General features: G+C 38.7%; 20 protein-coding genes. 16 read left to right on the top strand and 4 right to left on the bottom strand.

Annotated features, from left to right (window positions below):
- Positions 1-42: 42 nt before the first annotated feature.
- The 9 genes from WQ54_RS25125 (at position 43) to WQ54_RS25165 (ending at position 13,286) form a co-directional block, all read left to right on the top strand.
- Positions 43-900: a biotin/lipoate A/B protein ligase family protein gene (locus WQ54_RS25125; protein WP_046588453.1), complete on the top strand. Its 858-nt coding sequence runs from the start codon at positions 43-45 to the stop codon at positions 898-900.
- A 3-nt stretch (positions 901-903) separates the two neighbouring features.
- The gene (locus WQ54_RS25130; protein WP_046588455.1) at positions 904-1,599 is read left to right on the top strand and encodes a copper homeostasis protein CutC; all 696 of its coding nucleotides are present in this window, start codon (positions 904-906) and stop codon (positions 1,597-1,599) included.
- Positions 1,600-1,845: 246 nt separating this feature from the next.
- Entirely contained in the window at positions 1,846-4,104 is a 2,259-nt protein-coding gene (locus WQ54_RS25135) for a helix-turn-helix domain-containing protein (protein ID WP_052737966.1), read from the top strand.
- A gap of 425 nt (positions 4,105-4,529) precedes the next feature.
- Positions 4,530-5,471, top strand: a complete 942-nt coding sequence (locus WQ54_RS25140) for a sugar ABC transporter permease (protein WP_046588717.1) — start codon at positions 4,530-4,532, stop codon at positions 5,469-5,471.
- Between the two features lie 10 nt (positions 5,472-5,481).
- Positions 5,482-6,387, top strand: a complete 906-nt coding sequence (locus tag WQ54_RS25145; RefSeq protein ID WP_046588459.1) for a carbohydrate ABC transporter permease — start codon at positions 5,482-5,484, stop codon at positions 6,385-6,387.
- Positions 6,388-6,490: 103 nt separating this feature from the next.
- Entirely contained in the window at positions 6,491-8,074 is a 1,584-nt protein-coding gene (locus WQ54_RS25150) for an extracellular solute-binding protein (protein ID WP_046588460.1), read from the top strand.
- Between the two features lie 110 nt (positions 8,075-8,184).
- On the top strand, positions 8,185-10,479 hold the full coding sequence (locus tag WQ54_RS25155) for a glycoside hydrolase family 3 N-terminal domain-containing protein (RefSeq protein WP_046588462.1): 2,295 nt from the start codon (positions 8,185-8,187) through the stop codon (positions 10,477-10,479).
- A 239-nt stretch (positions 10,480-10,718) separates the two neighbouring features.
- Positions 10,719-11,729: an asparaginase gene (locus WQ54_RS25160; RefSeq protein ID WP_046588463.1), complete on the top strand. Its 1,011-nt coding sequence runs from the start codon at positions 10,719-10,721 to the stop codon at positions 11,727-11,729.
- Between the two features lie 180 nt (positions 11,730-11,909).
- Positions 11,910-13,286: an alpha-L-fucosidase gene (locus WQ54_RS25165; RefSeq protein WP_046588464.1), complete on the top strand. Its 1,377-nt coding sequence runs from the start codon at positions 11,910-11,912 to the stop codon at positions 13,284-13,286.
- Positions 13,287-13,341: 55 nt separating this feature from the next.
- Here WQ54_RS25165 and WQ54_RS25170 read toward each other — a convergent pair whose 3' ends face one another.
- Both WQ54_RS25170 and WQ54_RS25175 read right to left on the bottom strand, forming a co-directional pair.
- Positions 13,342-14,163 (bottom strand): EcsC family protein, encoded by an 822-nt coding sequence (locus tag WQ54_RS25170; RefSeq protein ID WP_046588466.1) that lies wholly within the window; start codon positions 14,161-14,163, stop codon positions 13,342-13,344.
- 441 nt (positions 14,164-14,604) lie between these two features.
- Positions 14,605-15,360, bottom strand: coding sequence for an RsfA family transcriptional regulator (locus WQ54_RS25175; RefSeq protein ID WP_046588468.1), 756 nt, complete (start codon positions 15,358-15,360; stop codon positions 14,605-14,607).
- Positions 15,361-15,838: 478 nt separating this feature from the next.
- On the opposite strand from WQ54_RS25175, the gene WQ54_RS25180 reads away from it, so the two are divergent.
- The 3 genes from WQ54_RS25180 to WQ54_RS25190 all read left to right on the top strand — a co-directional run bounded on the left by WQ54_RS25180 (position 15,839) and on the right by WQ54_RS25190 (position 18,362).
- On the top strand, positions 15,839-16,063 hold the full coding sequence (locus WQ54_RS25180; protein WP_046588719.1) for a DUF1450 domain-containing protein: 225 nt from the start codon (positions 15,839-15,841) through the stop codon (positions 16,061-16,063).
- Between the two features lie 441 nt (positions 16,064-16,504).
- A complete protein-coding gene (locus WQ54_RS25185; RefSeq protein WP_046588470.1) occupies positions 16,505-17,797 on the top strand; it encodes an HD domain-containing protein in 1,293 nt (430 codons plus the stop codon).
- A gap of 43 nt (positions 17,798-17,840) precedes the next feature.
- Positions 17,841-18,362 carry a YwgA family protein gene (locus WQ54_RS25190; protein ID WP_156178140.1) on the top strand — a complete coding sequence of 174 codons (522 nt, stop codon included), beginning with the start codon at positions 17,841-17,843 and terminating at the stop codon, positions 18,360-18,362.
- Positions 18,363-18,710: 348 nt separating this feature from the next.
- Here the strand turns inward: WQ54_RS25190 and WQ54_RS25195 are convergent, their stop codons facing one another.
- Positions 18,711-18,896: a 2-hydroxymuconate tautomerase gene (locus WQ54_RS25195; RefSeq protein ID WP_046588475.1), complete on the bottom strand. Its 186-nt coding sequence runs from the start codon at positions 18,894-18,896 to the stop codon at positions 18,711-18,713.
- A gap of 215 nt (positions 18,897-19,111) precedes the next feature.
- On the opposite strand from WQ54_RS25195, the gene WQ54_RS25200 reads away from it, so the two are divergent.
- Together WQ54_RS25200 and WQ54_RS25205 are read left to right on the top strand one after the other, a co-directional pair.
- The gene (locus WQ54_RS25200) at positions 19,112-19,780 is read left to right on the top strand and encodes a site-2 protease family protein (protein WP_046588476.1); all 669 of its coding nucleotides are present in this window, start codon (positions 19,112-19,114) and stop codon (positions 19,778-19,780) included.
- A gap of 26 nt (positions 19,781-19,806) precedes the next feature.
- The gene (locus tag WQ54_RS25205) at positions 19,807-20,319 is read left to right on the top strand and encodes a YwhD family protein (protein WP_046588478.1); all 513 of its coding nucleotides are present in this window, start codon (positions 19,807-19,809) and stop codon (positions 20,317-20,319) included.
- A 236-nt stretch (positions 20,320-20,555) separates the two neighbouring features.
- Here the strand turns inward: WQ54_RS25205 and WQ54_RS25210 are convergent, their stop codons facing one another.
- Entirely contained in the window at positions 20,556-22,622 is a 2,067-nt protein-coding gene (locus WQ54_RS25210; protein ID WP_046588480.1) for a transglycosylase domain-containing protein, read from the bottom strand.
- A 352-nt stretch (positions 22,623-22,974) separates the two neighbouring features.
- On the opposite strand from WQ54_RS25210, the gene speE reads away from it, so the two are divergent.
- Entirely contained in the window at positions 22,975-23,805 is an 831-nt protein-coding gene (gene speE / locus WQ54_RS25215) for a spermidine synthase (protein ID WP_046588482.1), read from the top strand.
- A 150-nt stretch (positions 23,806-23,955) separates the two neighbouring features.
- Positions 23,956-24,837, top strand: a complete 882-nt coding sequence (gene speB / locus WQ54_RS25220; protein WP_046588484.1) for an agmatinase — start codon at positions 23,956-23,958, stop codon at positions 24,835-24,837.
- Positions 24,838-25,172: the final 335 nt, after the last annotated feature.

Below are 25,172 nucleotides of genomic sequence, written 5' to 3' on the forward strand. Positions count from 1 at the left end.
AATAAAAGATGAAAAATGTTTAATTTAAGGGAGTAACATGGTATGAACCTTTCATCATCAGCGTCACTAATCAGTCAACCTGAGTGGCGTATCATAGATCAATCAACTCTTGGTCCGCAATTTGAGGCCAAGCATTCATTTGCCATTGATGATACCTTGTGCGCAAGTGTGGGCAAGCATGAATCACAGGCAACTGCCCGGACCTGGGTGCATCACAATACGATCGTTCTTGGGATTCAAGATACAAAGCTTCCTTATTTAGAGGACGGCGTCCAATTCTTGAGAGAACAGGGCTGCCATGTCATCGTCCGAAATTCAGGAGGACTTGCGGTCGTTTTGGATAAAGATGTCTTAAATATTTCACTAATCTTCCCCGATCAAGAAAAAGGCATTGATATTAATCGCGGATATGATGCAATGCTCGACTTGATTAAATATATGCTGGGTGACAATGGCGATAAAATTGAAGCACGTGAGATTGTCGGTTCCTATTGTCCTGGAAGCTATGATCTCAGTATAAATGGCAAGAAATTTGCAGGTATTTCTCAGAGAAGGCTGCGCGGCGGGGTGGCGGTGCAAATCTATCTATGTGTAGCTGGCAGCGGCAGTGAGCGCGCTGATTTGATCCGCCAATTTTATGACATTTCCTTAAAAAACGAACAAACGAAATTTAGTTATCCTAAGATAGTTCCTGACACAATGGCATCATTAAGTGAATTGCTGCAGATTGACTTAACTGTTGAAAAGCTGATATTTAGGCTTTTAACAGCTCTAAAAGAGCACAGTCAGCGACTTCTTCCTTCATCCTTAACAGCGGAAGAGCAGCTGGTATTTCAGCAAAATTTATTAAGAATGATTGAGCGAAATGAAAAAGTTTTTCTAAAGAAGAATGAGGGATAAAACATGAGCAAACTGGAAGTGATTGTATTAAATGAGCAAGATGCCGAAATGGCTGAGGCGTATGGGGCTGATCGGCTTGAACTGGTGACTGCCATTGGTGAAGGCGGATTAACTCCTAGCTATGGGGTCATCAAACGGGTGGTCAATCGTGTCAATATTCCTGTTATGGTAATGATTCGTCCTCACAGCCATTCCTTTGTTTATCAAAAGGAGGAATGGGATGTCATGAGAGAGGACATAAAAATGGCCAAGGAGCTTGGGGCGTCAGGTATTGTGTTTGGAGGTTTAACCGCAAAGGGATCAGTGGATTTTTCCATCCTTGAAATGGTTGTAAAAGAAGCCGGCAGCATGTCGGTTACCTTTCACCGTGCGATTGATGAAGCAATGCCTATTGAGATTTATAAGTCATTATGTGAATCAGGACTAAAGATCAACCAAGTGTTAACCTCTGGTGGAAGACCTAACGTAATGGAAGGTTTACAAACATTGCGTGATTTAGTGGAGGACTCTGTCAACGGTACGGATAAACCGGTTATTATGCCGGGTTCAGGGCTTGGTTTACACAATATTGAATTCGTCCATGAAACATTGCAGGCTCCATACTACCATTTTGGCTCAGGCGTGCGAAAAAATGGAGATTTTCGTTATACAATCGATGGGGGGATCCTTGAAAGGATTAAAGAGATTGTTACCAGGTAAGCCTGGTGAAACAGAGACAAAAAATGAATGTCTAGATTTAAGAGGATCCTTAATGTATTGGAATATGATGAACCAATAACCAAATTATGCTATAATAATAGAGTCAAAAGGAAATCGGCAATGACCCGGTTTCCTTTCCTTGAGAATTCTTCCAGAGATAAATGGAAGCGTTTCCTTTGTTGGGATCGATCTTACGCGTGACTTTACATAATGAATCGCTTAGAAAAAAATATAGGGGGTGGGGATTTGCTGCGTAATAGGATTAAATCTAGACTATTATATAAATATATCATCTCCTATCTGCTCGTTTTTCTTGTTCCTTTTTTTATCATGAGTATGATTATTTACTTTCATTCAGTGGCTAGCCTTCGCGATGAAATAGAACAATCGAACATTAATAAATTAGAACAAGTTGAATCCATTACAAATGAACGAATGAAAGAATTAGAGACACTGGCAGCAAGAATTTCTTACGATCCTAGGCTTACGCCCTATATGATCAGACATGGCTATTATAGCGGGGAAGCTATTGAAGAATTAAAAAAATATAAAGCAAATAGCTCGATTATTGAAGAACTATTTGTCTATTATCATCATGATGAAAGAATTTATTCCACTAACGGCTCATATTCAATAGATGCTTTTATGCAAAAAAAGTATCATTTCGGTGAATGGGAAAAAGAGGAAGTTATTAGTGATTTACATTCGAAAACTCCTTTTATAAAGCCTATTAATAACGTTGTAATTAATAATGAAAAGCACAAGAATATGATCGCTTACTTATACCCAATCACCCCCAACAGTCATAATCCTTATGGCACAGTTATGTATTTTATTGAAGAATCGACAATAACAGACCTTATTCAAAATATATTAGGTGAATATGACGGCAATGTCTATATTATCAATGAGCATAATCAAGTGATCGCTTCTGCGAATAATGATCAATCCATTACTGAGAAACAAGTAAAGTCCCTTCCGATTGGTCAATTCGGGGTAAAGAATGTTGAGTTAAATGGAAATGAGTATTCGCTTGTATCTGTAAATTCTGAGTTAAGCGGCTGGAAATTTATCACGTTGATGGATGCTGATCAATTTTTTCAACGGTTAGATAATACGACAATTTTAATCGTTGCCATGTTAATTGCCCTGTTAATTGCAGGCTTAATATTGGCAGTATTACTTGGGAAATATCAATATAAACCAATCCAGAAACTATTTGAAATGACAAATACGTCTATCAGGAAAAAGGTTGAGCTGGAAGGAGAAAATGAACTAGAAACCATCCGCAAGACGATTACACATGTATTTGAAGACCACCAGATTTTAAATGAGACGATGTATTTACAAAAGCCTTTTGCAAGAGACCAGTTTCTCGTGAAGCTATTAAAGGGTGATTTGGGAAATACTGGTGAAATAAATGCGTTGTTGGAAACGTTAAATATAAAAATGAAGAAGGGTCGTTATTTTGTTGCGATTGTTTACTTTGAAAAAGGAGCTTTTGTAGAGGATAATTTGGAAGAGCGGGAAAAAGTCTTTAGTAACCTTTCAAATATTTCCTTAGAAAGTGCCACAGCGTATGGGATTGATTTATTTTATCAGGATGCAATGGCGTTAATTATTAGTATCGATCAAATAGGAGAAGAAGCGGAAGTTGAACGCCGCAAGCTTGTTCCGCAGATTCAAAAGTATATTAAAGATACTTGTCATTTTGATCCCACAATTGGGGTCGGTGGACTTTATGATGAAAAAAGTCGGATCAATCGATCTTATATTGAGGCACTTGCAACGTTGGAATATAAATTTGCAAAGCCGCAGGGAAGTGTCATCTACTTTGAGGAAATTGTCATACAGCCAGAACAGTCCCTCGGATATCCAAAGGAGGAGCAAATGAAGCTTGCTCAAAGTTTAAAACAAGGGGATCAGGTTGTTGCAGCTGAAACGTTGCGGATTATCTTTACAAATTTGGCTAATAAAGATTTATCTGTTCAAGTTTTAAAATGCATCTGCTTTGATATTATCAATACCGTTGTGAAAACAGCTTCTGAAATGGGCTTGAATAGATCAATTAAGGATTTCAATGCAATAGCAGATTTTCATTCGATTGAACAGCTGCAAAAACAGCTTCACACGTTAATAATGACGATATGTATAGAGGTACAAAATAAGAAAGAAAGCCATAATGATAAATTAAGAAATGATATTTTGGATTATATTAATGAAAACTATCATCATTATGATCTATCTTTAGAAAGTATCGCTATTAAGTTTCAACTATCAGTATCGTATGTTAGCCGTTTTATAAAAGGGCAAACAGGTGTGACATTTACACAGTATCTACAAGACCTCCGTATGGAAGATGTAAAGAAGCAATTAAAGGAGACAGATAAGTCCATTAAAGAAATTGTTATTCAAGCGGGGTATTTGGATGTTGCAAATTTTACCCGTAAGTTTAAGAAAATAGTAGGAGTAACCCCTGGACAATATCGTAATTTAAGCAGGTAATCTAATACCTGTTAAGGTCATGATTTTATTAAAAATCATGACCTTTTTCTGTTTAGCTAATTCTAAATGATTTTAAAAAGGGGTTTATTCAAGATAACCTGAAAAAAACCTGCAGATGAAAATCCACTTTACCATTTGGCAGCCGCTGATAGCCCTATTAACAAGAAAAACATGCCTATGTAAAGGATGACATAGTTGAGCAAGATTGACATATTGCCAACGGTTTAGAGCCTTTTATGGCAAGTCTAAGCAAAATTAGAGAGGTATTCTTGACAAGGCTTGATGAAAATAACATATTGATTACATTTACAAGAAAGCGCTAACATGAAGGCAGATCATATACATTCCAAGGAGGGGTTACCTAAATGAGTTCGAGTACGGCAACTTCAAGACTGCAACAAGAAGAGGAATTGAATAAAGTGTCTATGAACCCCCATAAAGTAAAGCGGGAAAAACCACAAAGATTAAAGAGGAGCAAAAAGATTCTGCAAAACTGGCAGCTTTACTTGTTTGTCTTGCCAGCATTTTTATACTTTCTAATCTTTCATTACATCCCAATGTACGGGGTACAAATTGCGTTTAAAAATTTCATTCCAACATTAGGCATATGGGGAAGCGAATGGGTTGGATTTGAACATTTTATTCGATTTTTCCAATCTTATTATTTTTGGGACTTAATCAAAAATACTTTAGGGATTAGTATTTACGAATTAATTGTCGGTTTTCCATTGCCTATTATATTAGCTTTGGCATTAAACGAGGCAAAAGACAGTGTATTTAAGCGAACGGTACAGACGGTTACATATGCGCCTCATTTTATTTCCGTTGTTGTCATGTCAGGGATGATCATCGCCTTTTTGGCCCCGACAACAGGGATAATTAACCATGCTATTCAACTACTAGGTTTCGAACCTATTTCATTTTTAAGTGAACCTGCTTGGTTTAAAACAGTTTATGTATTGTCAGGAGTCTGGCAAAGTACAGGGTGGGGAACGATTATTTACCTTGCCGCACTTGCCGGTGTAGATCCGCAGCATCATGAAGCAGCAATTGTTGACGGGGCGTCACGCTTACAACGAATCTGGTATATAAATATTCCTGCAATTGTTCCCACAATGATTATTTTACTTATTATGAATGTTGGGAGCATTATGGCGCTGGGTTTTGAGAAAATTTTATTATTACAAAATCCGCTTAACCTCGAGTCTTCGAATGTCATAGCGACGTTTGTTTATCAGGCAGGTTTATTAGATGCCCAGTATAGTTTTGCTTCAGCAGTCGGGCTATTCAACGCCATTATAAATGCTATATTACTTATAACCGTAAACAAGATTGCGAAAAAGACCAGTGAGACAAGTCTATGGTAAGGAGGAACCTATGAATACTTCAATACATGAAACTAAGACTGATAAAATTTTCAAGGGATTCATTTATCTTTTTCTCACCGGTGCACTAGTGATTGTACTTTATCCATTGATTTACATTGTAAGTGCATCTATTAGCGACCCGGCAGCTGTAAACTCAGGGGAAATGTGGCTTCTTCCAAAAGGAATAACATTTGAGGGCTACAAGCTTATTTTCGAAAATGGCGATATATGGAGAGGGTATCTCAACACGATCTTTTACACCGTTCTAGGTACTTTTGTGAACTTAGCCGTTACCATCCCGGCAGCATACGCACTATCGCGAAAGGATTTTGCCGGCAGAAATATTCTTATGGGAATGTTTGTCCTGACGATGTTTTTTAGCGGCGGATTAATTCCAACCTATTTAGTTGTAAAAAATCTAGGTATGATCGACACCATTTGGGCAATGGTCTTACCTAATGCTGCTGCCGTATGGAACATCGTTGTTGCACGCGTGTTTTTCCAAACATCTATACCAAAAGGGTTGGAAGAGGCAGCAATTATTGATGGTGCTTCAAATTTTAAAATGTTTATCAAAATTATTTTGCCTCTATCGGCACCAATTATAGCGGTTATGGCGTTATTCTATGGTGTTGGCCATTGGAATGGCTATTTTAACGCATTAATCTACTTATCTGACAAACAAATGTTTCCGCTTCAATTGGTTTTAAGAGAAATCCTAGTCTTGCAAGAAATGTCATCACAAGGCACAAATTTAACGGGAAGTATGGCTGAAGCCCTTCATAGCAAGCAGCAGCTTTCAGCCGTTATTAAGTATGGGGTCATGATTGTCTCTACCCTTCCGATCATTATCGTTTATCCATTTTTACAACGTTATTTTGTCAAAGGGGTTATGATAGGTTCATTAAAAGGATAAGAAGGAAGGACATCCAGATTGAGAGATTTAAGGGGGTGATGATGTAAAAAAGCGTCATTCAAAGTTAGGTTTTATGTTTGGAAAAATGAAAGGGGATGCAAGGATGAAAAAATTACTACTATTATTTCTAGCCGCTATTTTAGTACTGTCAGCATGCAGTTCAAAAGAAAAGGCAAGTAATGAGCCTGCTAAAGAGGTAAAAGTGAATAAAGAGGGGTTTCCAATTGTAGATGAAAAAATAAAAATATCTATGATGGCTCCAGGTACTGGTATGGCAGAATGGAAGGACATGCCTACTTTAAAAGAGTATTCAGAAAAGACAAATATAGATATTGATTACAATACTCCGCCAATGAGTGATTTCCAGACAAAATTAAATTTAGCATTTGCAAGCGGTGATATTGCAGACGTTATCTATGCTGCAGGGTCAACGAATTTGACTCCTGGAATGGAAGTAGATTACGGAAAACAAGGAGTATTGATCCCATTAGAAGACTTAATTAAAGATTATGCACCAAATATACAAAAATTATTAGAGGAAAATCCTGAAATTAAAAAATCCATTACAACAGTAGATGGACATATCTATTCATTACCTGCGATCAATATGCACCCTACATCTAGTTGGTATCGAGGACCAATGTGGTTCAACGGTCAATGGCTAAAAGCATTAGGAGTAAAAGAACTGCCTAAGACGTCTGACGAACTATATAATTTATTAGTACGTTTTAAAACAGAAGACCCTAATGGAAATGGAAAAGCGGATGAAATTCCGCTAACAGATGTAAAAATGGATAGCACACGTCCGTGGTTACTCGGTGCTTTCGGCTTGAAAGAATGGGGAATTGATGAGGTAGATGGAAAAGTAAGATATACCCCAATGACAGATAACTATAAAGAATACTTAACCTACATGAATAAACTTTATGAAGAAGGATTGTTGGATCCAGAAACATTCTCTCAATCTGATGAACAGAAAAAAGCAAAAGGACAAACAAACAGGCTTGGACTATTCCCGGATTATTTCTCATTCTTTACGACTGGTGAAACACAGGAAGTAGCAATAAACAATCCAATGTTTGCCCCGTTAACGAGTTCAGTTTCAGATAAGCCGTTGTTCCCGCGCAGCCCTGGTATTAGCAGAGGTGCTTTCTCGATCACAAGTAACAACGAAAATCCAGAAGCTACGATTCGCTGGGTTGACTATTTTTATTCAAAAGAAGGTCGTGAATACTTAAATGATGGGCCAGAAGGATATCTTTGGGAAAAAGGTGAAAACGGGGAAAGAAAATATAAGGAAGTTCCTGAAGGTTTTGATAGCAGTGAAGACTATCGCGGAACATTAACACCTGCATATGGAATTACTGCACCAACAGTTACGGCTCGAATTGAAGGTGTTCCGTTATCAGAATTTGATAAATTTATTGAAGCTGAAACGAAAGAAAAAATTGATCCTAATGCAGAAGTTCCATTCCCGCTTGTCTATTTAACAAATGAAGAACAAGCAACAGTAAATTCAATTGAAGTAGATTTACAATCCTATGTAGAACAAATGGAAGCAAAATTCATCACTGGGGTAGAGCCTTTATCTAACTGGGATAAGTACGTAAAAACAATTGAAGATATGAATATTGAAAAATATATTCAAGTGTACCAAGACGCTTATGATCGTTGGAAGGAAAGTTAATAGGTAAGTATTTTCTGACTGTTGTTAAATGAATAGTAAATAAATGAAAGATGAATCGTATAACCAGTTTAATAAGCTGGGGATACGATTCATCGTTATATTACGGGGGAATGCAAGTGAAAACAGATCAGGATTTTCAAGATCCCATACAAGAAAGAATGAATCGTTTACTAAACAAAATGACCTTGAAAGAAAAAGTTGGCCAGTTAAATCAAAAAATGTATGGATGGAATGTCTACCAAAAGACAGAAAATGGCTATGAATTAACCAGGAGTTTCAAAGAACAAGTTTCGAAATTTGATAGTATGGGTGCCTTATATGGTTTGTTTAGAGCGGATCCTTGGTCAAATGTAAATTTTTCAAATGGTATTGATCGTGAGGATAGTGCAGTTGTGGCTAATATGATCCAAAGCTATATAAAAGAAAATACAAGATTAGGTATACCTGTGCTATTTTCAGAAGAATGCCCACATGGACATCAAGCATTGGATAGCACCATATTTCCGACACATATCGGGGCTGGAGCATCTTGGAATCCAGAGTTACAGCAAATGGTCTCACAGCATGTAGCGGAAGAATTACATGCGAGGGGAGGACATTTAGGTTTAGTCTCTACTCTTGATATTGTCCGCGATCCTAGATGGGGAAGAACAGAAGAATGTTTTAGTGAAGATCCTTATTTATCATCAAAAATGACTGAGGCAGTGGTGCGTGGTATGCAAGGAGATGGAGAGAATCCTAAAGTACTTCCGGTATTAAAGCACTTTGCTGCACAAGGAGCAGGAGTGGGAGGTCACAATGCAGGACCAGCATTAATTGGAGAAAGAGAATTGCGTGAGATTTTTTTACCTCCGATGAAAGCGGGGGTACGGTCCGGAGCTTTAGCCTGTATGGCTGCTTATAATGAGATTGATGGTATTCCTTGTCATGCGAACCACTTCCTATTAACTAAGGTTCTTCGCCAGGAGTGGAATTATAAAGGAATCGTAATGGCTGATGGTACGGCCCTTGACCGATTGCTATTATTAACAGGTGATAAAGAACTAGCGGCTGCATATGGTTTAAATGCAGGAGTTGATCTAAGCTTATGGGATGAGGTTTATACAGTAATCGAAGCAGCTGTGAAAAATGGGAAAATTGAAGAGCAACTTGTTGATCAAGCTGTATTAAGAATACTGTATGTAAAGTTTAAGTTAGGACTATTTGATGACAAACCGATAAGAAACGAAAAAAAGGTATCAAATAGCAAAGCGGTAGAAACGAATTTAGAAATGGCTCGTCAGTCGCTTGTTTTAGTTGAGAACAAGAAAAATAGATTACCCATTAGTAAACAGACAAAGAAGATAGCTGTAATTGGCCCAAATGCAAATAATATCTACAATTTACTCGGTGACTACACGCCGCCACAAAGAAGGGAAAATGTGGTCACGATCCTTGATGGGATAAAATCGATCGTCGGAAAAGAAACTGAAGTTTTCTATACAAAGGGCTGTGGGATAAGGGATACTGATAAATCCGAGTTTGCTATTGCCAAGCAACTAGCTAAAGAAGCTGATTTAGTAGTATTGGCTTTAGGCGGAACTAGTGCTAGGGAATTTGGAATGGAATTTGAAAATAATGGAGCTGTTAAGGAATATCCGGCAACTGAAATGGATTGCGGAGAAAATGTTGATGTCGCAAATCTAGATCTAGGCGGAATTCAGCTGGAGTTAGTGAAAGAAATTCATTCAACTGGAACACCGATCATTTCTGTCCTTATTCAAGGGCGCCCTTATTCAATACCATCGCTAACCAAATACTGTGATGCCGTACTAATAGGCTGGTATCCTGGTCAACAAGGAGGAAGAGCAATAGCTGAAGTATTATTTGGTGATGTTAATCCAAATGGAAAGCTCCCTGTTTCAATTCCTCATTCGTCCATGCAATTGCCTGTCTATTATAACGTCAAGAATAGCGGGGGCAAAGAACATTACTTTGATATGTCTGGAAAGGCATTATACCCTTTTGGTTATGGTTTAAGTTATACCTCATTTACATACCGTTTTCTTTCCGAAGACAATGAAATCATCACGTTAAAGGAGCTGCAGGATGGCAAGCAAGTGAAGGTAAATGCCCAAGTCACAAACACTGGAGGCAAGGATGGTTTTGAGGTCGTTCAGCTCTATATTAAAGATGTAGAAGCTACTGTGACACAAAGGGTGAAAGAACTGAAAGGATTTCAAAAAATATGGCTAAAAGTTAATGAAACCAAGACAGTGACATTTACTCTTGGTTTTGAGGAACTTGCTATATGGGATATAAAGATGAATTTCACCGTTGAACCTGGACTAGTAAAACTGATGGTTGGCGGGTCATCTAATACTGTGATTGAGAAAGATCTAATCATAGAAGGCCATTATGATTAAAAAGAAAAAAATAAAGGCCAGGAGAAGTAAAAGTAGCTTTGCACAATTGTTGTTCACAAGAGATTCCTAAAAAGGAAATTAGTACACTGCCGATTAAAGAGTAGATAACCGATCACCAGAACGAAGTTTTCGCGGGGAAATTCGATGTTTAGTGAAATTTTTAAGTCAACGTCATTTGTTTATTAAAGGATCACCTTTAGCCAAGGAGTAAAAAATTAACACATAATGGAGAGAAACCTATGAATATTCAAGTTCTTGTTAACGATTATCGAAATGGCTTGCTTGAAAATATCCATCCTGGACATATTTGCGGAGTTACCTCTATGGGGCAAATCAAATACAAGGTGGGAGATACGGAGCATTTGACTTTTTTGAGGTCTGCCCTAAAACCGATACAGGCGATTCCAGCGATTGCTCACCAGATTCAGGAAAGTTTCAAGCTAACCAATCGAGAAACATCCCTAATCGCTGCATCGCATCGAGGCGAAAATTTCCATATTGTTGAGCTTGAGAAATTACTGGATAAAATCGGAGTAGCAGAAGAAGAATTGTTATGCCATCCGACATATCCGTTAAATCCAGAAGCAAAGGAAGAACTCCTTAAAAAGAATCAACCAAAAAGAAAGCTTTACCATAACTGTTCTGGTAAGCACCTGGGAATGATCGCCCTTGCAAAGGTCCTTGGGGTAAGTACAAAAGGGTATTTCGAATTGGATCATCCGGTACAGCAGGAAATTTTAAAAGCTTTATCAAGTATTTCCGGGTGTAGAATGGAACAAATTAGCACTGGGGTAGATGGGTGTGGTGTCCCCGTTCATGCGCTTCCGCTTAAATTTATTGCAAATGCTTACTTAAGATTTGCAAATCCCGAGCTTATTGAAGACCGCTCTATTCAACAGGCAGTGATTAAAATAACAAGCATGATGAATGAAAATCCAGATATTATTTCCGGAACAAATACGATTTGCACAAGCTTGCTAATGGATGACAATATTGTTGCAAAAGGCGGGGCACAAGGGGTTTATTGCTTTGGATTAAAAGAGGAGAAATTAGGATTTTCATTAAAAGTAATGGATGGAACAGAGGAACAATGGCCTTTAATCGTCGCAAGTATTCTCGAACAAATCGATTATAAAAATAAGGATACTATTCAGAGATTGTATCTATTGTCTCGTAAAGAAATTTATAACGACAACAACAAGCTGGTAGGAAATAAAAAGGCAGTATTTAAATTGGTAGAAGCCCAATGATGTGAAAAACCTGCCAGTAGGATCACTTGTTCATCATACAGGTTATCGGATTATCTTTTTTAAAAAAGACTTTGATTAGAATTTGAAGGAATGGAGCTATGCAAGAAGCTTGCAAAGTGGATGATCTAAGGCGTTTCTGAGAACGTTTAATCTAAAAAGTAGATCGAAAGGGATGGAAACATGGCGATAGAAGTGACTGGCCAAGACGTAAATCAAGGCGTCCATAATTATAGTGCAGAAGAAAAATGGGTTAAACCGAAAGAACCAGCTTTACTGGAGCGACTGGAGTGGTTTAAGGATCAAAAGCTAGCACTGATGATGCACTGGGGTCCGTATTCTCAGCTTGGTATTGTCGAATCATGGGCTTTAAGTGACAAGGATGCTGAATGGTCTCGTACGGATATTGATTGGGAAGAAGATGGTGAGGAATTTAAGCGGCAATATTTCAATCTAAATCAAACATTTAACCCTGTTCGTTTTCAACCTGAGGTTTGGGCTGATTTAGCGGCAGAGGGCGGTTTTAAATATTTAATCTTTACAACAAAACATCATGATGGCTTTAGTATGTGGGACACAAAAGAAACAGATTACCGGATCACTTCTTCGGATTGTCCTTTTCACGCTCATAAATATGCAGACATCTGCAAGTATGTATTTGATGCCTTTCGCAAAAAGGGTTTGGGGATAGCTGCGTATTTTTCGAAGGCAGATTGGAATACACCTTACTATTGGGCTTCTGGTATGGCTCGCGGCAGAAATATGTGGCGGGGACCATCCTATGACCCTGATGAATACCCTTGGTTATGGGAAAAGTTTGTGACCTTTACTCATAATCAGATTATGGAGCTAATGTCTAACTATGGACGAATCGATGTGCTGTGGCTCGATGCAGGCTGGGTAGGGAAAGGAAAACAGGACATCCGACTGGGGGAAGTAGTGGAAAAAGCTCGTGAAGTTCAGCCTTGGCTGATTACAGCAGACCGTACTATTGGTGGCGAATTTGAGAACTATATAACTCCTGAACAGACAATTCCAGAACATCCTATGAGTGTTCCGTGGGAAAGCTGTATTACAATGGGGACATCTTTTTCCTTTAAATATGAGGATAAGTATAAATCAACTCGTGATATCGTCCACACCTTGATTGAAATCGTATCAAAGGGAGGCAATCTTGCTCTAAACGTACCACCTCAGCCAGATGGCCGCCTGCCTGAAGGAGCCATACAAAGGATAAAAGAACTTGGTGCATGGTTGAAAATATATGGTGAATCAATCTATGGCACTAGAATTTGTGCCCCTTATTTTAAAGAGGACTTTGCCTTTACAAGAAAGGGTGAAACGGTTTACTGTTCAAGGCTATATAAAAGCGAAGACGGCCGTTATAGAGATGAACACGTTTATATACCTTACCCAGAAAAGGTTCATCGTATCGACCTGTTGGGAGGGGAAGAAAATCTTGAATTTAACCAGACAGAAGAAGTGATATCTGTCAGAATGCCAGCAACGGCAGAAAAAGACAATCAAGCTCCAATCGCCCATGTTTTTAGGCTGCTTTAATCAACATCACAAAAAACCGGTATCTGTTAGGCAGATGCCGGTTTTTTGTTATAGTTCAAAGCTCGGGACTGCATGTTTCATCTTTCTCCAGCCGATCAAGAATTCTCCTTTTTCGATAAAGCATCATACCGGATTCTGCCAGATCATGAATCATCGATCGATTGGTGATTGCACCAAAGACCATCCCTGCAATTGGCACCATTTGCAGAAGCTTTTTCCAGCCGAATTGATCTCGATACGTATAGACAACCTCACGCCAGCCTTGGAGCTGAGATATCATTTCATTCTTTGTCATTTGATCACGATGATAAAAGGTGGACAATTCATTTAAGATTGCTTGTTTTCCCACAACATCAGCCGAGGAAAACTGAAGGCATTTCACAATGAATATTCGCTCATTACGGTCCTTTGGGTCATAGCCGTATGCAATGGCTATTTCTTGAAGGGTTTTTAAAGATAGACCGAGCAGGACAGGGATATCAACTGCCAATGTAAAAATGCCCCCTACCCCTGTTGTGGCTCCTTGAATGGTGGCCAGCTTGCTTCGGTTTGTCTTTAATTCCTCACTTACCGTATCCATCGCGGCTAAAGGCAGGGAAGAAACATCGGATAACGTAATATCTTCACGGTCCGTAAGCTTTTCCAGTTTCGCTAAAAGGGCTTTTTCTTGTGTTAAGTATTGTCCCCCTGTTTGTACAAATGCCCCCAGCTCATCTAGTAAGGTACCAATTTTCTTTTGAATAAAAGCAGGTGTGACTTTATCTAAAAGTTTAAAAGGAAGTCGTCCAATTCTTTCCCAAAACCAAAGTCCTTTTTGATCCTGCTCCCATTTTTCAATAGACTGCAGCTCAGTTTGAAGCCATTCTCTCGTTTCCATGTCATACCAACCTTTTTCTTTTATTTAATCCATCTTAACAAACAGTAATAAATCCGCTGATGTCAGTCTCACTTTATCCCATCTTACTGGGCAGTAATCTATGCTTTTAATGTTCAGGCAAAAGCTAATCTTAAGGTATAAATAAAGGGGTAAACTGCCCGTAAAGATCTGATGAGTCTCACTTTATGATCCAGCTTTTATTACGTTTTTAATGGTAAGGAAGTTCCCTATTATTTATTTTTTTGTGATTTTACCATGCTTTCCGAACTTTTAGTGCATTAAACGCAAAAAAGACGTGAGAGCCCTCTCACGTCTTTTTGCAATGTAAAGAACGTATAACTTTTTTATATATGCCTTGCTCCGAAAGTCCAGCCACTCATGAATAGAAGGCAGAGTACGTCATCTATTCATGAGGCAAAACAAGGCGCTTCGCTTTTCCTATTACTCAGCTAATTTCTCTAAATTTCCATTGCGATCCATTTTAAATGTTGTTGCAGATGCGCGGTCATCTTCATCAAATAATACTAGTTTTCTTGCGCGGTTCATGATTTTCATTAATGTTTCATAGTCTTCTTGGACCGTAACGGTATCTTGCTCAAGTCTCTCAACCTTTTTCTTTAATTCTTCATTTTGCGAAATGAGCTCTTCATTTTCACGTTTTAATCGTTTATTCTCACTCATAAGAGCTTCTGAATACTCATTATTCGATTTGTAAGAATGTAAGAAAGCAATGACTTGATCCATCGTCATTTTGTTTGAAGCGACAACCGGTTGACTAACAGTTGCTTTTGGTGCAGCTTTCGGTAAGTTTGCCTTAACATCCTCATCAGCAGGCATCACCTCTGCCATATGACTCTCTAAAGCTGACATCATCGTAAGCTCTTCCTGTTCATCCACATCAACATCAATAGAAGGAATATCAGGAGAATAAAGAAGCTGTTTTTTCACTGGCTGTCCTTTGCCAAGTGCTCTCATACGTTGCTTACGTTGCTTTTTAGCAAGTTGTAAAGCTTTTTCATAATCGTGACGGACAACGGCATTCCAACGGAAACCACATGCTGCAGAGGTACGATTTAACTTATCTCCAACCTCTTCAAAGGCATTTAATTGTGTGCTGCCCTCGCGCACATGTCTTAAAACAGTTTCTGCTAGTAATAAATCATTCTCTTCAGACCAAGCGTCTTGTCTTTGTTTCATTTTTTCCAACTCCCTGTGTAAATAGATAAAATAACTAGTTGATTGTTATCATGATGGACAATTCTGCGGTATTTTATACATTTTTCTTAAGAGGATAGTAGACTTTTTATGACATTTTTAGAATCTAATAGTAACAAAAGCGCAAGCGCCTTGATCAGCCCTGACAAGCATAAGTCGCTTAGGAATAGAAGGTGTTCTTTACCTTCAATTCCTAAGCGGCTTATGACCTCGAGGAGCTAGGCGCTGGAGCTGGATGTCGAAGTGCTTATCCATATTCCTAGATTTTTTAATTTCCTAGTAAACGATAACAAAAGCGCAAGTGCCTTGATCAGCCATAGGCAAATAAACAGAAGGAAAAACAAACCAATACTGTAAATAGAATCTGGCTTGTTCTGCACTTGCATTGAAGGTGGATAAGCGGTAAAATACCTGTTAGTGTAAACGGAAGATCGGATAGCAGAAAGGGTTGTAAATGAAGATGGCAAATGAATTTAGAGTTTGTGATGATTGCCAAGCAACAAATATAAAAACACTAGTGCCGCGCTTGAAAAAAGTAGATTCAGAAGCTGTGATTGATATTGCCTGCCAATCTTACTGTGGTCCAGGAAGAAAAAAATCATTTGCATTTGTCAATAATCGTCCCGTTTCAGCGCTGACTGAAGACGAGCTGATTGAAAAAATTGAAAAGAAATTAAAAAAATAACATCACCCTTGTTCTCTTAAACAGCGGTGATTTTTTATTGCTAAAGAAATTATAAAATACTTTAAACTATTGATAAGCGCTCACGTATCAGCTCCAGCGCCTAGCCCATCTAGGATCTAGCAATCGTCTTATTTGCCCTGGGCTGTTCAAGTTGCTTACGCTTTTGGTCTTGGGAAAGTCAGGAGATTTTTGCTGTAAATGTCGTCTGGAAATCGATATAATAGAAGACAATATAGAGAAAAGAATGTCTGTTTAGGAAACGGAAAATCAATGAGAAATACAAAAGCGCTTTGCTCAGTTTACGGCAAATATGACGCTGGCAGTCTATACCGCGAAGATAGTCGCCCTGACTGCATTTGCACATCCTGTGCATCAGAGTTAGAGAACAAAATGATCTTATTCTTTCTTAACTAGACAAGTCTGAACGGAAGAGGGAAGACAATGAAAAACGGAAAGTTGTCTGAGGAAAAGGTTTTTAAAGATCCTGTTCACCGCTATATTCATGTTCGCGATAAATTGATTTGGGATCTAATTGGAACGAAGGAATTTCAGCGGTTGAGAAGAATACGGCAGCTGGGAACGACATACTTAACCTTCCATGGTGCTGAACACAGCCGGTTTAATCACTCATTAGGTGTATATGAAATTGTGCGCAGGATTGTGGATGATGTGTTTAAAGGGCGGCCTGAGTGGAATGACGATGAGAGACTATTATGTCTTTGTGCGGCTTTGCTGCATGATCTTGGGCATGGTCCTTTCTCCCATTCATTCGAAAAGGTGTTTCATCTTGATCATGAGGATTTTACCCAAGCAATCATTCTTGGTGATACTGAGGTTAACGCTGTATTAAAACAAAATGGAGATGATTTTCCGAAGAAGGTTGCCGAGGTTATTGCAAAAACATATGAGAATAAGCAGGTTATTAGTTTAATATCTAGCCAGATTGATGCAGATCGTATGGATTACTTGCAGCGGGATGCTTATTATACAGGAGTGAGCTACGGACATTTTGATATGGAACGGATTTTGCGTGTGATGCGTCCTCGTGAGGATCAGGTTGTTATAAAAAGCAGCGGTATGCATGCGGTTGAGGATTATATCATGAGCCGCTATCAAATGTATTGGCAGGTTTATTTTCACCCTGTTACAAGAAGTGCTGAAGTGATTTTGACGAAAATTCTCCACAGAGCAAAACAGCTACATAAGGAATATTACACCTTTAAGCATAATCCTATTCATTTTTATTCCATGTTCGAAGACGAACTCACATTAGAAGACTATTTGAAGTTAGATGAATCTGTCATTTTGTATTATTTTCAGGCATGGCAGGAAGAGCAGGATCCGATATTAAGTGACCTCTGCAGACGGTTTATGGATCGCAGGCTTTTTAAATATGTTGAATTTAATCCAAATGTTCAAATGATGACATTAATTGAACTGACAGCCTTATTTAAGAAAGCAGGCATTGATCCGGAATATTATTTAGTCGTAGATTCTTCTTCAGATCTTCCCTATGATTTTTATCGGCCAGGTGAAGAGGAAGAACGATTGCCCATCCATCTGCTTATGTCTAACGGAGATATAAAAGAGCTTTCGAGACAATCAGAAATAGTTGATGCCATTTCGGGGAAAAGAAGAACAGATCATAAATTATATTTTCCTTTGGATTTAGTCGAGGATTTTTCAACGAAACGAACGGTAAAGAAGAAAATTCTTGAGCACTTAAAACTTTAACGCAGATTATTAGAGAAAAAGAAAGTTAGGAGATGACGGGGCATTGATGAAGGAACATGCGAAGCTGATGAAAGTTATTTCGTCAGCTGGAGAAATCATTGGACGGAAAAAGCTGCAAAAGATGATTTATATTGCGAAAAAGATTGATCTTCCTTTCTATGAAAAATATAATTTCCATTTTTACGGTCCGTACTCAGAGGAGCTGACACTTCGGATTGAAGAGCTTTGCAACCTCGGGTTCATAAATGAAATCCACGAAAAAAAGGGCGGATATTTTCAATATCGCTACTCTTTAACCGAAACAGGCAGTGAATTTTTAGGTCATTATGATTTGGACATGCCGCCGCTAAAGGGCTGTATTCTCGATCTAAATGATCAAAGCTCAAGGTTTTTAGAGCTTGTCTCTACCGTTTTATACTTTGAGGGGCTGAATCAAGAAGAGGTAAAAGAAAAAGTCTTTACACTAAAGAGTAAGCAGCGCTATACGGAAGAAGAGGTTCTTGAGGCGTATCGCTATATCGATAAAATAAAAGGTTTAGTAAAAGAAGAGCTCGCCGAACAGTAAGAGGCGAGCTTTGTTTTGGTTAAAATGGATGAAATGACTAAATCTTAGGTGCTTAGTTATTAAAAAGCAAAGAATTTATAACTTTTTAGCGACTAATGAACTTCCCCCCTCTTTATACGCTAAGTCAACATCACATCGCTTACGCTCTTCGTGTTTCCTTTGCCTCACCTTAACGAGCAGTAAAGAGGGTGAGTGCTTTATTAAAAATTTTTGGCTGAAACTGCCCGTAAAGGTTCGATAAGTTCCGCTATCCACCAGCAGGAAAACCATCTGCTGATGGAAGTCTTGCTATATCTCATACGGAGTGCTCTTTTTTCTACGTCGCTCTAGCAAGGCGCTTCCGCTTTTCTAGAGATCACTAAGTCTTTTCCCGGCTACTGCGTAATTTTCCTTTTTCATTTCTTCAATAAAAACGGCGATTTTTTCTGCAGGTGCACCAGTTGTTTCAGAAACAGCTGCTGTTACCTTTTCAACTAGAGCTCTTTTTTGGTCATCTGTTCTTCCTTCCAGCATTTTCACAGTTACATATGGCATTGTTTCTCTCTCCTTTATTTAGCATGTATGAAAGGGCTTTATCCCTTTTTGATGGGCTGTCAAACCCCGACTGCTTTATTATGCTTTATTACAAGCAAATGAATGCGAATAAGCCCGTAATTATAGTATACTTTAAGCAAGTTGGTTTGTATAACATGTTAGGGTGGTTGTACTCATTTTTGAACATTGAACTTTTAAGTCTAAAGGAGAGAGAGATGGACAATTTAAATAGTATACTGGCATTTCCGCTCGAGATGATTCCATATGTTGTCATTACCCTCATGGTTGCATTTACGTTCCATGAATTTGCTCATGCCTATGTGGCTTATAAATTTGGCGATCCAACGGCAAAGAGACAGGGCAGATTAACGCTCAATCCGATAGCCCATTTAGATCCATTTGGAACGCTTCTTATCTTTATTGCAGGCTTTGGCTGGGCGAGACCTGTTCCTGTGAATCGCTACTTTTTTAAAAGGCCGCGCCTGGCTGGTGTTCTTGTCTCGGTTGCCGGTCCGCTAAGCAATTTGGTGATTGCTTTTCTTGGAACATGTATTTGGTACATCCTTTTGGCAACAGGAGCAACAACAGCACTGCCGAATGTAGAAGGGGTTCAGGCTTTCTTCAATATATTTGTTTCGCTTAATGTGATGCTGTTTATTTTTAATCTGCTTCCATTTCCGCCATTGGATGGCTATCGAATCATTGAGGATCTTGTCCCGGCAAATATTCGTGCAAAGATGACTCAATATGAAAGCTATGGCATAATCATTTTTTTAATACTTGTCATTACACCGCTTGATGCATACATCATTCACCCGATTTTTGATGTTGGCCGAACAGCTGTGATGAATATGTTTCATTTTCTGTTAAGTCCAATATTATAGGAAGAGATGATGAAGGAGGTACAAAAATGGAAGAAAACAAAAAGAAAAAAAGTATTGGTTTTAATATTATTAAAAATGACCCTACAGACGGACATGGAGGTTTTGGTGTCGGTGCATTAAGTCTTGATAATGTATCCCCAGTGTTTATTGATATTGAAGAAGGCGAAGCCTTTGTTGATATCGGAGCCATGCATGCTAGAAGTGTTGTAGAAAAGGGGATAAAATTCCTTCCGAATAAAGAGGAAGTCCCTAATGGAAAGCCGTATTGGCTAGTATGGGTAACGATTGACCGCAAGTTAGACGGACCGTATTATGCAGGGGTCACTGCTTGCGAAATGACGGTTAACCGTGAAATAAGAAGAGGATATAAATCGCTTCCTGAACATGTGAACCGGATGGATAAATCGTTAAAACGCCATATCATTGTTGAACATATGGATGACCGCTCAAAGGAAATCCTTGCTGGTTACTTAAAAAAGCATGATCATAAGATGTGGGACCTCTCCGAGCAAAAATTAAAAGATGATTTAAACACATAGGAATTTTGTCGAAAGTGTGACAGTTTCGTGAACAAATTGGTAAATTCTTGTGGTTCTTCCTCAAAATTAGTAGACTAAAAATACAGTTATAAAACTAGGACATAAAAAATCCCGAACCTTAAGCAGTTCGGGGTTTTTTATGTCTATTTTAATAGTTGAGTTTAGAATTTTTACTTATTTCAATTCTAAATCGTCTTATTTGCCCTGGGCTAATCAAGGGTGCATCCGCTTTTCCTCTACCACCATTTAAACATCCTCTCAAACCAGCTGTCCTTTTCTTTTTTCGAATGACCTTGGTTTTTTTCTTCCTTGTTTTCTGTTTGATGCTCTTTGCAATATTCCGTAGGCTCGGTGCCTTCAATAAAATAGGTGAGTCTCCGAACTGGGCAATCCTTTGTGGCAAGCTTACCGCTGGCAGGATTTATATAGACTCCAACAACACCATCAGGCGGTCTGAATGCTCTGACCGATTCGTTTTCCAACGCCTGTTCCATGAATTTAGCCCAAATGGTTTTTGCATAGCTGCGCTCTTGAACTAGATCAATGGTTTCATCCTTGTCATATCCTGTCCATACTCCTGCTGCCAGCTGCGGAGAATAACCAATCATCCAGCTATCCGTAGACGTTGTCCCGGATTTGCCTGCATAATCTCTTGTTAAAACATCTGCAATGCTTTGCCCTGTAACAGAAGTATAATCATTTAAGGCTGTGTCGAACATTCCTTTCATCATATGTGTGGTCACAAAGGCTGCCTGCTCATTCAGAATCTGTTCTTTTGTCTTATCAGCTTTATAAATGACTTCACCATTCGCATCCTCTACCTTTGTGATAAAGGTAGGCTCAATTTTTTTTCCGCCATTTCCAAGCATTCCATAAGCATTAACCATTTCAACTAAACGTACAGAGGATGTTCCTAATGCTGCAGATGGAACCTTTTTTATTTTAGAAGTAAGGCCAAACATTTCCCCAGACTGGATTAACTTCTCCATCCCAAGGAAAAGATGAGTTTTCACGGCAAAAATATTGTCGGATAATGCAATGGCCTGAAGCATCGTAATAAAGTCATTGGCATAATAACCATTATAGTTGCTTGGTTTATAGGTAGCATTGCCGTCATCATAAGAAAAAGTCGTAGGCTCGCTCATCATTTCTGTAGAGGGCGAAAACCCATTTTCAACTGCTGTATAATATAATAGCGGCTTAATCGTCGAACCCGGCTGCCTTTTTGCTTGTGTTGCACGGTTGAACGGACTCATTTCGTAATCGCGTCCGCCAATTAATGCTTTTACATAACCCGTTTTTGGATCAATCGCGATAAAAGCGGCTTGAATCTCTGATTTCTTTTCGATCGAATTTTTCACAATATCCTCAGCCGTTTTTTGCATTTCAGGATCTAAGGTTGTATAAATTTTCAATCCTTTTGTTTCAATAAGTTGTGCATCTATATTTAATTTATCTGCCAATGAGCTCATGACAGCATCTTGAAAATACGGGGCGATTCCCTTTTGAACATTTTCTTCTTTTGTTTTATAAGTAAGCTTTTCCTGTAAGGCCTGTTTCAGCTGCTTTTCTGTGATATACTCCTCTTTTTCCATCGTTTTCAAGATCATCGTTTGGCGTTCCTTTGCTCTTTCTTCGTTCGAATAAGGAGAATAAATGCTTGGACCCTTTGGAACACCTGCCAGCATAGCAGCCTCTGCTAATGATAATTCGCTGGCATTTTTCCCAAAATAGTATTTTGCTGCTGCCTCGATCCCGTATAACCCATGACCGTAATAAATCGTATTTAAATAACCTTCTAAAATCTCGTCTTTCGTGTAATTTTGTTCAAGGCGTATTGTATAAAAAGCTTCCCGAGCTTTTCTTATCCAGGTTTTTTCATGCTCTAAAAAGAGATTTCGGGCATATTGCTGTGTAATTGTACTAGCACCCTGGACCTTGGCCATCGCTTTTAAATCTGCCAGGGCAGCCCCGGCAATCCGTTTATAATCAAACCCGTTATGATCATAAAAGCTGCGATCTTCAATCGCAATCGTCGCTTGCAAGACATGCTCTGAAATATCATCAAGATTTACCCAATACCTTTTTTGTCCATTATGCATTTCCCCAATCTTTGACCCGTCACTTGCATAAATAATGGTTGATTGTGGTACTGTTATGGAAGGAGGTCCTTGCCATTTTGCATATAAAACAATACTTAAAATGATGGTCGAAAAAAAGACTAATAATAGCAAACTAATAAAAATAAGTGCTCGTATCGTTTTTAAGGTAATTCTGATTCTTTTAGGTGTGATTACATCCATCTCTATTCACCTCCGATCGATTTTGTTTACCCAGACATAGATACTATTAGCCATTATTAGTTTTTTTAAAGATTTTTAAACATTTTGCGAAAAAGTCATGATTTTTTTCTTGATTTTTTGCTAGATTCATCTATAGTTTTAAAAGGATAAGTTCAAATGCGGAAGCGCCTTGAGTAGCCTAGGGCAAATAAGACGATTTAAAGAAGGCGTTCTTTTCCTTCAATTTATATTGCTGATTCGTGAGCGCTTATCTATAGTTGAGATTTTCCTAACATACAAAAAATTTCGGGATGGTCTGACCGTCTCCCGGTTAAAATATAGTAGAGCTTAAGGCTGAAAGGATGGTAAAAACATGAGTGAATTATGGTATACAGAAAAGCAAACAAAGAATTTTGGAATCACATTAAAAATTAAACAGACGTTACATACAGAGCAAACTGACTTTCAATACTTAGAAATGGTTGAGACTGAAGAGTTCGGCAATATGCTTTTCCTTGATGGCATGGTCATGACATCTCAAAAGGACGAATTTGTTTATCATGAAATGGTTGCACATGTACCTTTGTTTACACACCCGAACCCAGAAAATGTGCTTGTTGTCGGTGGTGGAGATGGCGGTGTAATCCGTGAAGTCCTTAAGCACCCTCAAGTGAAAAAAGCAACGCTTGTTGATATCGATGGCAAGGTAATCGAGTATTCAAAAAAATTCCTGCCTGAAATTGCTGGTAAGCTTGATGACCCGCGTGTTGATGTAAAGGTAGGGGACGGCTTCATGCATATAGCAGAAAGCGAAAACGAATATGATGTTATTATGGTTGATTCCACAGAACCAGTTGGACCGGCTGTAAACCTATTTACTAAAGGCTTCTATGCAGGAATTTCAAAAGCACTTAAAGAAGACGGTATTTTCGTTGCGCAAACGGATAATCCATGGTTTACACCGGAATTGATCACAAATGTTCAGCGTGATGTAAAGGAAATCTTCCCAATTACACGCCTTTACACAGCGAACATTCCAACATACCCAAGCGGTTTATGGACATTCACAATCGGTTCAAAAAAACATGATCCGCTTGAAGTAAGCGAAGACCGCTTCCACGAAATTGAAACAAAATATTACACAAAAGAATTACACAAAGCTTGCTTTGTCTTACCGAAGTTTGTTAGCGATCTAATTAAATAATAAGAAAAGCGGAAGCGCCTTGCCAGAGCGACGTAGAAAAAAGAGCACTCCAATCTAGTTGCTGCTCCTAGCTCCGCTAGGCGTCGCTAGACAATAAATCTTAGTAAAGTGAGGGAATCTTTCTCTCACTTTTTTAAGGAGGAAAAGAACATGAGATTTGATGAAGCTTATTCAGGCAATGTATTTATCAAAAGCCACCCGAATTATGAAGAGAGCGAAGCGGTTATTTACGGTATGCCGATGGACTGGACAGTTAGCTACAGACCAGGCTCACGTTTTGGCCCGGCGCGCATTCGCGAAGTGTCAATCGGCCTTGAAGAATATAGCCCTTATTTGGACCGCGAACTGGAGGAAGTGAAATATTACGATGCAGGTGATATTCCACTGCCATTTGGCAACCCGCAGCGAAGCATTGATATGATTGAAGATTATATTGACCAATTGCTCGCAGAAGGAAAATACCCATTAGGGATGGGCGGGGAGCATCTAGTTTCATGGCCAGTGATGAAAGCAATGTACAAAAAGTATCCGGATCTGGCTATTATCCATATGGATGCCCATACAGATTTGCGTGATGATTATGAAGGTGAGCCGCTTTCACATTCAACACCAATTAAAAAAATCGCTGATCATATTGGGCCGACGAATGTATATTCATTTGGAATTCGTTCTGGAATGAAGGAAGAGTTTAAATGGGCAAAAGAGGTGGGCATGCACATCTCTAAATTTGAGGTGCTTGAGCCATTAAAAGAAGTGCTGCCAAAGCTTGCCGGCCGTCCGGTTTACGTTACAATTGATATTGATGTTCTTGACCCTGCCCATGCGCCAGGCACGGGCACAGTGGATGCAGGCGGAATTACATCAAAAGAGCTGTTAGCAGCGATTCATGAAATTGCAAAATCTGATGTGCGTGTGGTAGGGTCTGATTTAGTTGAAGTAGCCCCTATCTACGACAATTCGGAGCAAACAGCGAATACAGCAAGCAAAATTATTCGCGAAATGATTTTAGGCTGGGTTCAAAAGAAGGGATAAGCTCTTATAGATAACCAAAAGAGAAGTGTTGCTTGCAGCACTTCTTTTTCATTATGTATAAGATAAAAATGGAAGAAATAATCTTAAAATTTGTAATCCTAACGTTATATCTGTAATAACTAAAAGGGATTTCAAAAGGCGTCAATAGGAAAATGCTAATAAAAAATTGGTTTAAAATCCAGCAAATGGTATTTTTTAGATCGGTGAATAACACCTCCTCACTCTATGAAACCCCCGTTCAATTCTATTAAATAAATAAATTCTGCGAATAGTGTTCAATGTCCGTTAAACATCTTGTAAAATCCTTCCTCAAATATTACAAAAAAACACATGTT

The sequence above is a fragment of the Bacillus sp. SA1-12 genome (genome assembly GCF_000981385.1).
Lineage (GTDB): Bacteria > Bacillota > Bacilli > Bacillales > Bacillaceae > Metabacillus.

Bases quoted from the DNA above. Each gene is read 5' to 3' on its own strand.
- WQ54_RS25175 (WP_046588468.1), bottom strand. From the start codon at position 15,360: ATGAAACAAAGACAAGACGCTTGGTCTGAAGAGAATGATTTATTACTA.
- WQ54_RS25150 (WP_046588460.1), top strand. From the start codon at position 6,491: ATGAAAAAATTACTACTATTATTTCTAGCCGCTATTTTAGTACTGTCA.
- WQ54_RS25210 (WP_046588480.1), bottom strand. From the start codon at position 22,622: ATGGATGTAATCACACCTAAAAGAATCAGAATTACCTTAAAAACGATA.
- WQ54_RS25125 (WP_046588453.1), top strand. From the start codon at position 43: ATGAACCTTTCATCATCAGCGTCACTAATCAGTCAACCTGAGTGGCGT.
- WQ54_RS25180 (WP_046588719.1), top strand. From the start codon at position 15,839: ATGGCAAATGAATTTAGAGTTTGTGATGATTGCCAAGCAACAAATATA.
- WQ54_RS25185 (WP_046588470.1), top strand. From the start codon at position 16,505: ATGAAAAACGGAAAGTTGTCTGAGGAAAAGGTTTTTAAAGATCCTGTT.
- WQ54_RS25145 (WP_046588459.1), top strand. From the start codon at position 5,482: ATGAATACTTCAATACATGAAACTAAGACTGATAAAATTTTCAAGGGA.
- WQ54_RS25160 (WP_046588463.1), top strand. From the start codon at position 10,719: ATGAATATTCAAGTTCTTGTTAACGATTATCGAAATGGCTTGCTTGAA.
- WQ54_RS25165 (WP_046588464.1), top strand. From the start codon at position 11,910: ATGGCGATAGAAGTGACTGGCCAAGACGTAAATCAAGGCGTCCATAAT.
- WQ54_RS25140 (WP_046588717.1), top strand. From the start codon at position 4,530: ATGAACCCCCATAAAGTAAAGCGGGAAAAACCACAAAGATTAAAGAGG.
- WQ54_RS25195 (WP_046588475.1), bottom strand. From the start codon at position 18,896: ATGCCATATGTAACTGTGAAAATGCTGGAAGGAAGAACAGATGACCAA.
- WQ54_RS25200 (WP_046588476.1), top strand. From the start codon at position 19,112: ATGGACAATTTAAATAGTATACTGGCATTTCCGCTCGAGATGATTCCA.
- speB (WP_046588484.1), top strand. From the start codon at position 23,956: ATGAGATTTGATGAAGCTTATTCAGGCAATGTATTTATCAAAAGCCAC.
- WQ54_RS25155 (WP_046588462.1), top strand. From the start codon at position 8,185: ATGCAAGTGAAAACAGATCAGGATTTTCAAGATCCCATACAAGAAAGA.
- speE (WP_046588482.1), top strand. From the start codon at position 22,975: ATGAGTGAATTATGGTATACAGAAAAGCAAACAAAGAATTTTGGAATC.
- WQ54_RS25205 (WP_046588478.1), top strand. From the start codon at position 19,807: ATGGAAGAAAACAAAAAGAAAAAAAGTATTGGTTTTAATATTATTAAA.
- WQ54_RS25170 (WP_046588466.1), bottom strand. From the start codon at position 14,163: ATGGAAACGAGAGAATGGCTTCAAACTGAGCTGCAGTCTATTGAAAAA.
- WQ54_RS25130 (WP_046588455.1), top strand. From the start codon at position 904: ATGAGCAAACTGGAAGTGATTGTATTAAATGAGCAAGATGCCGAAATG.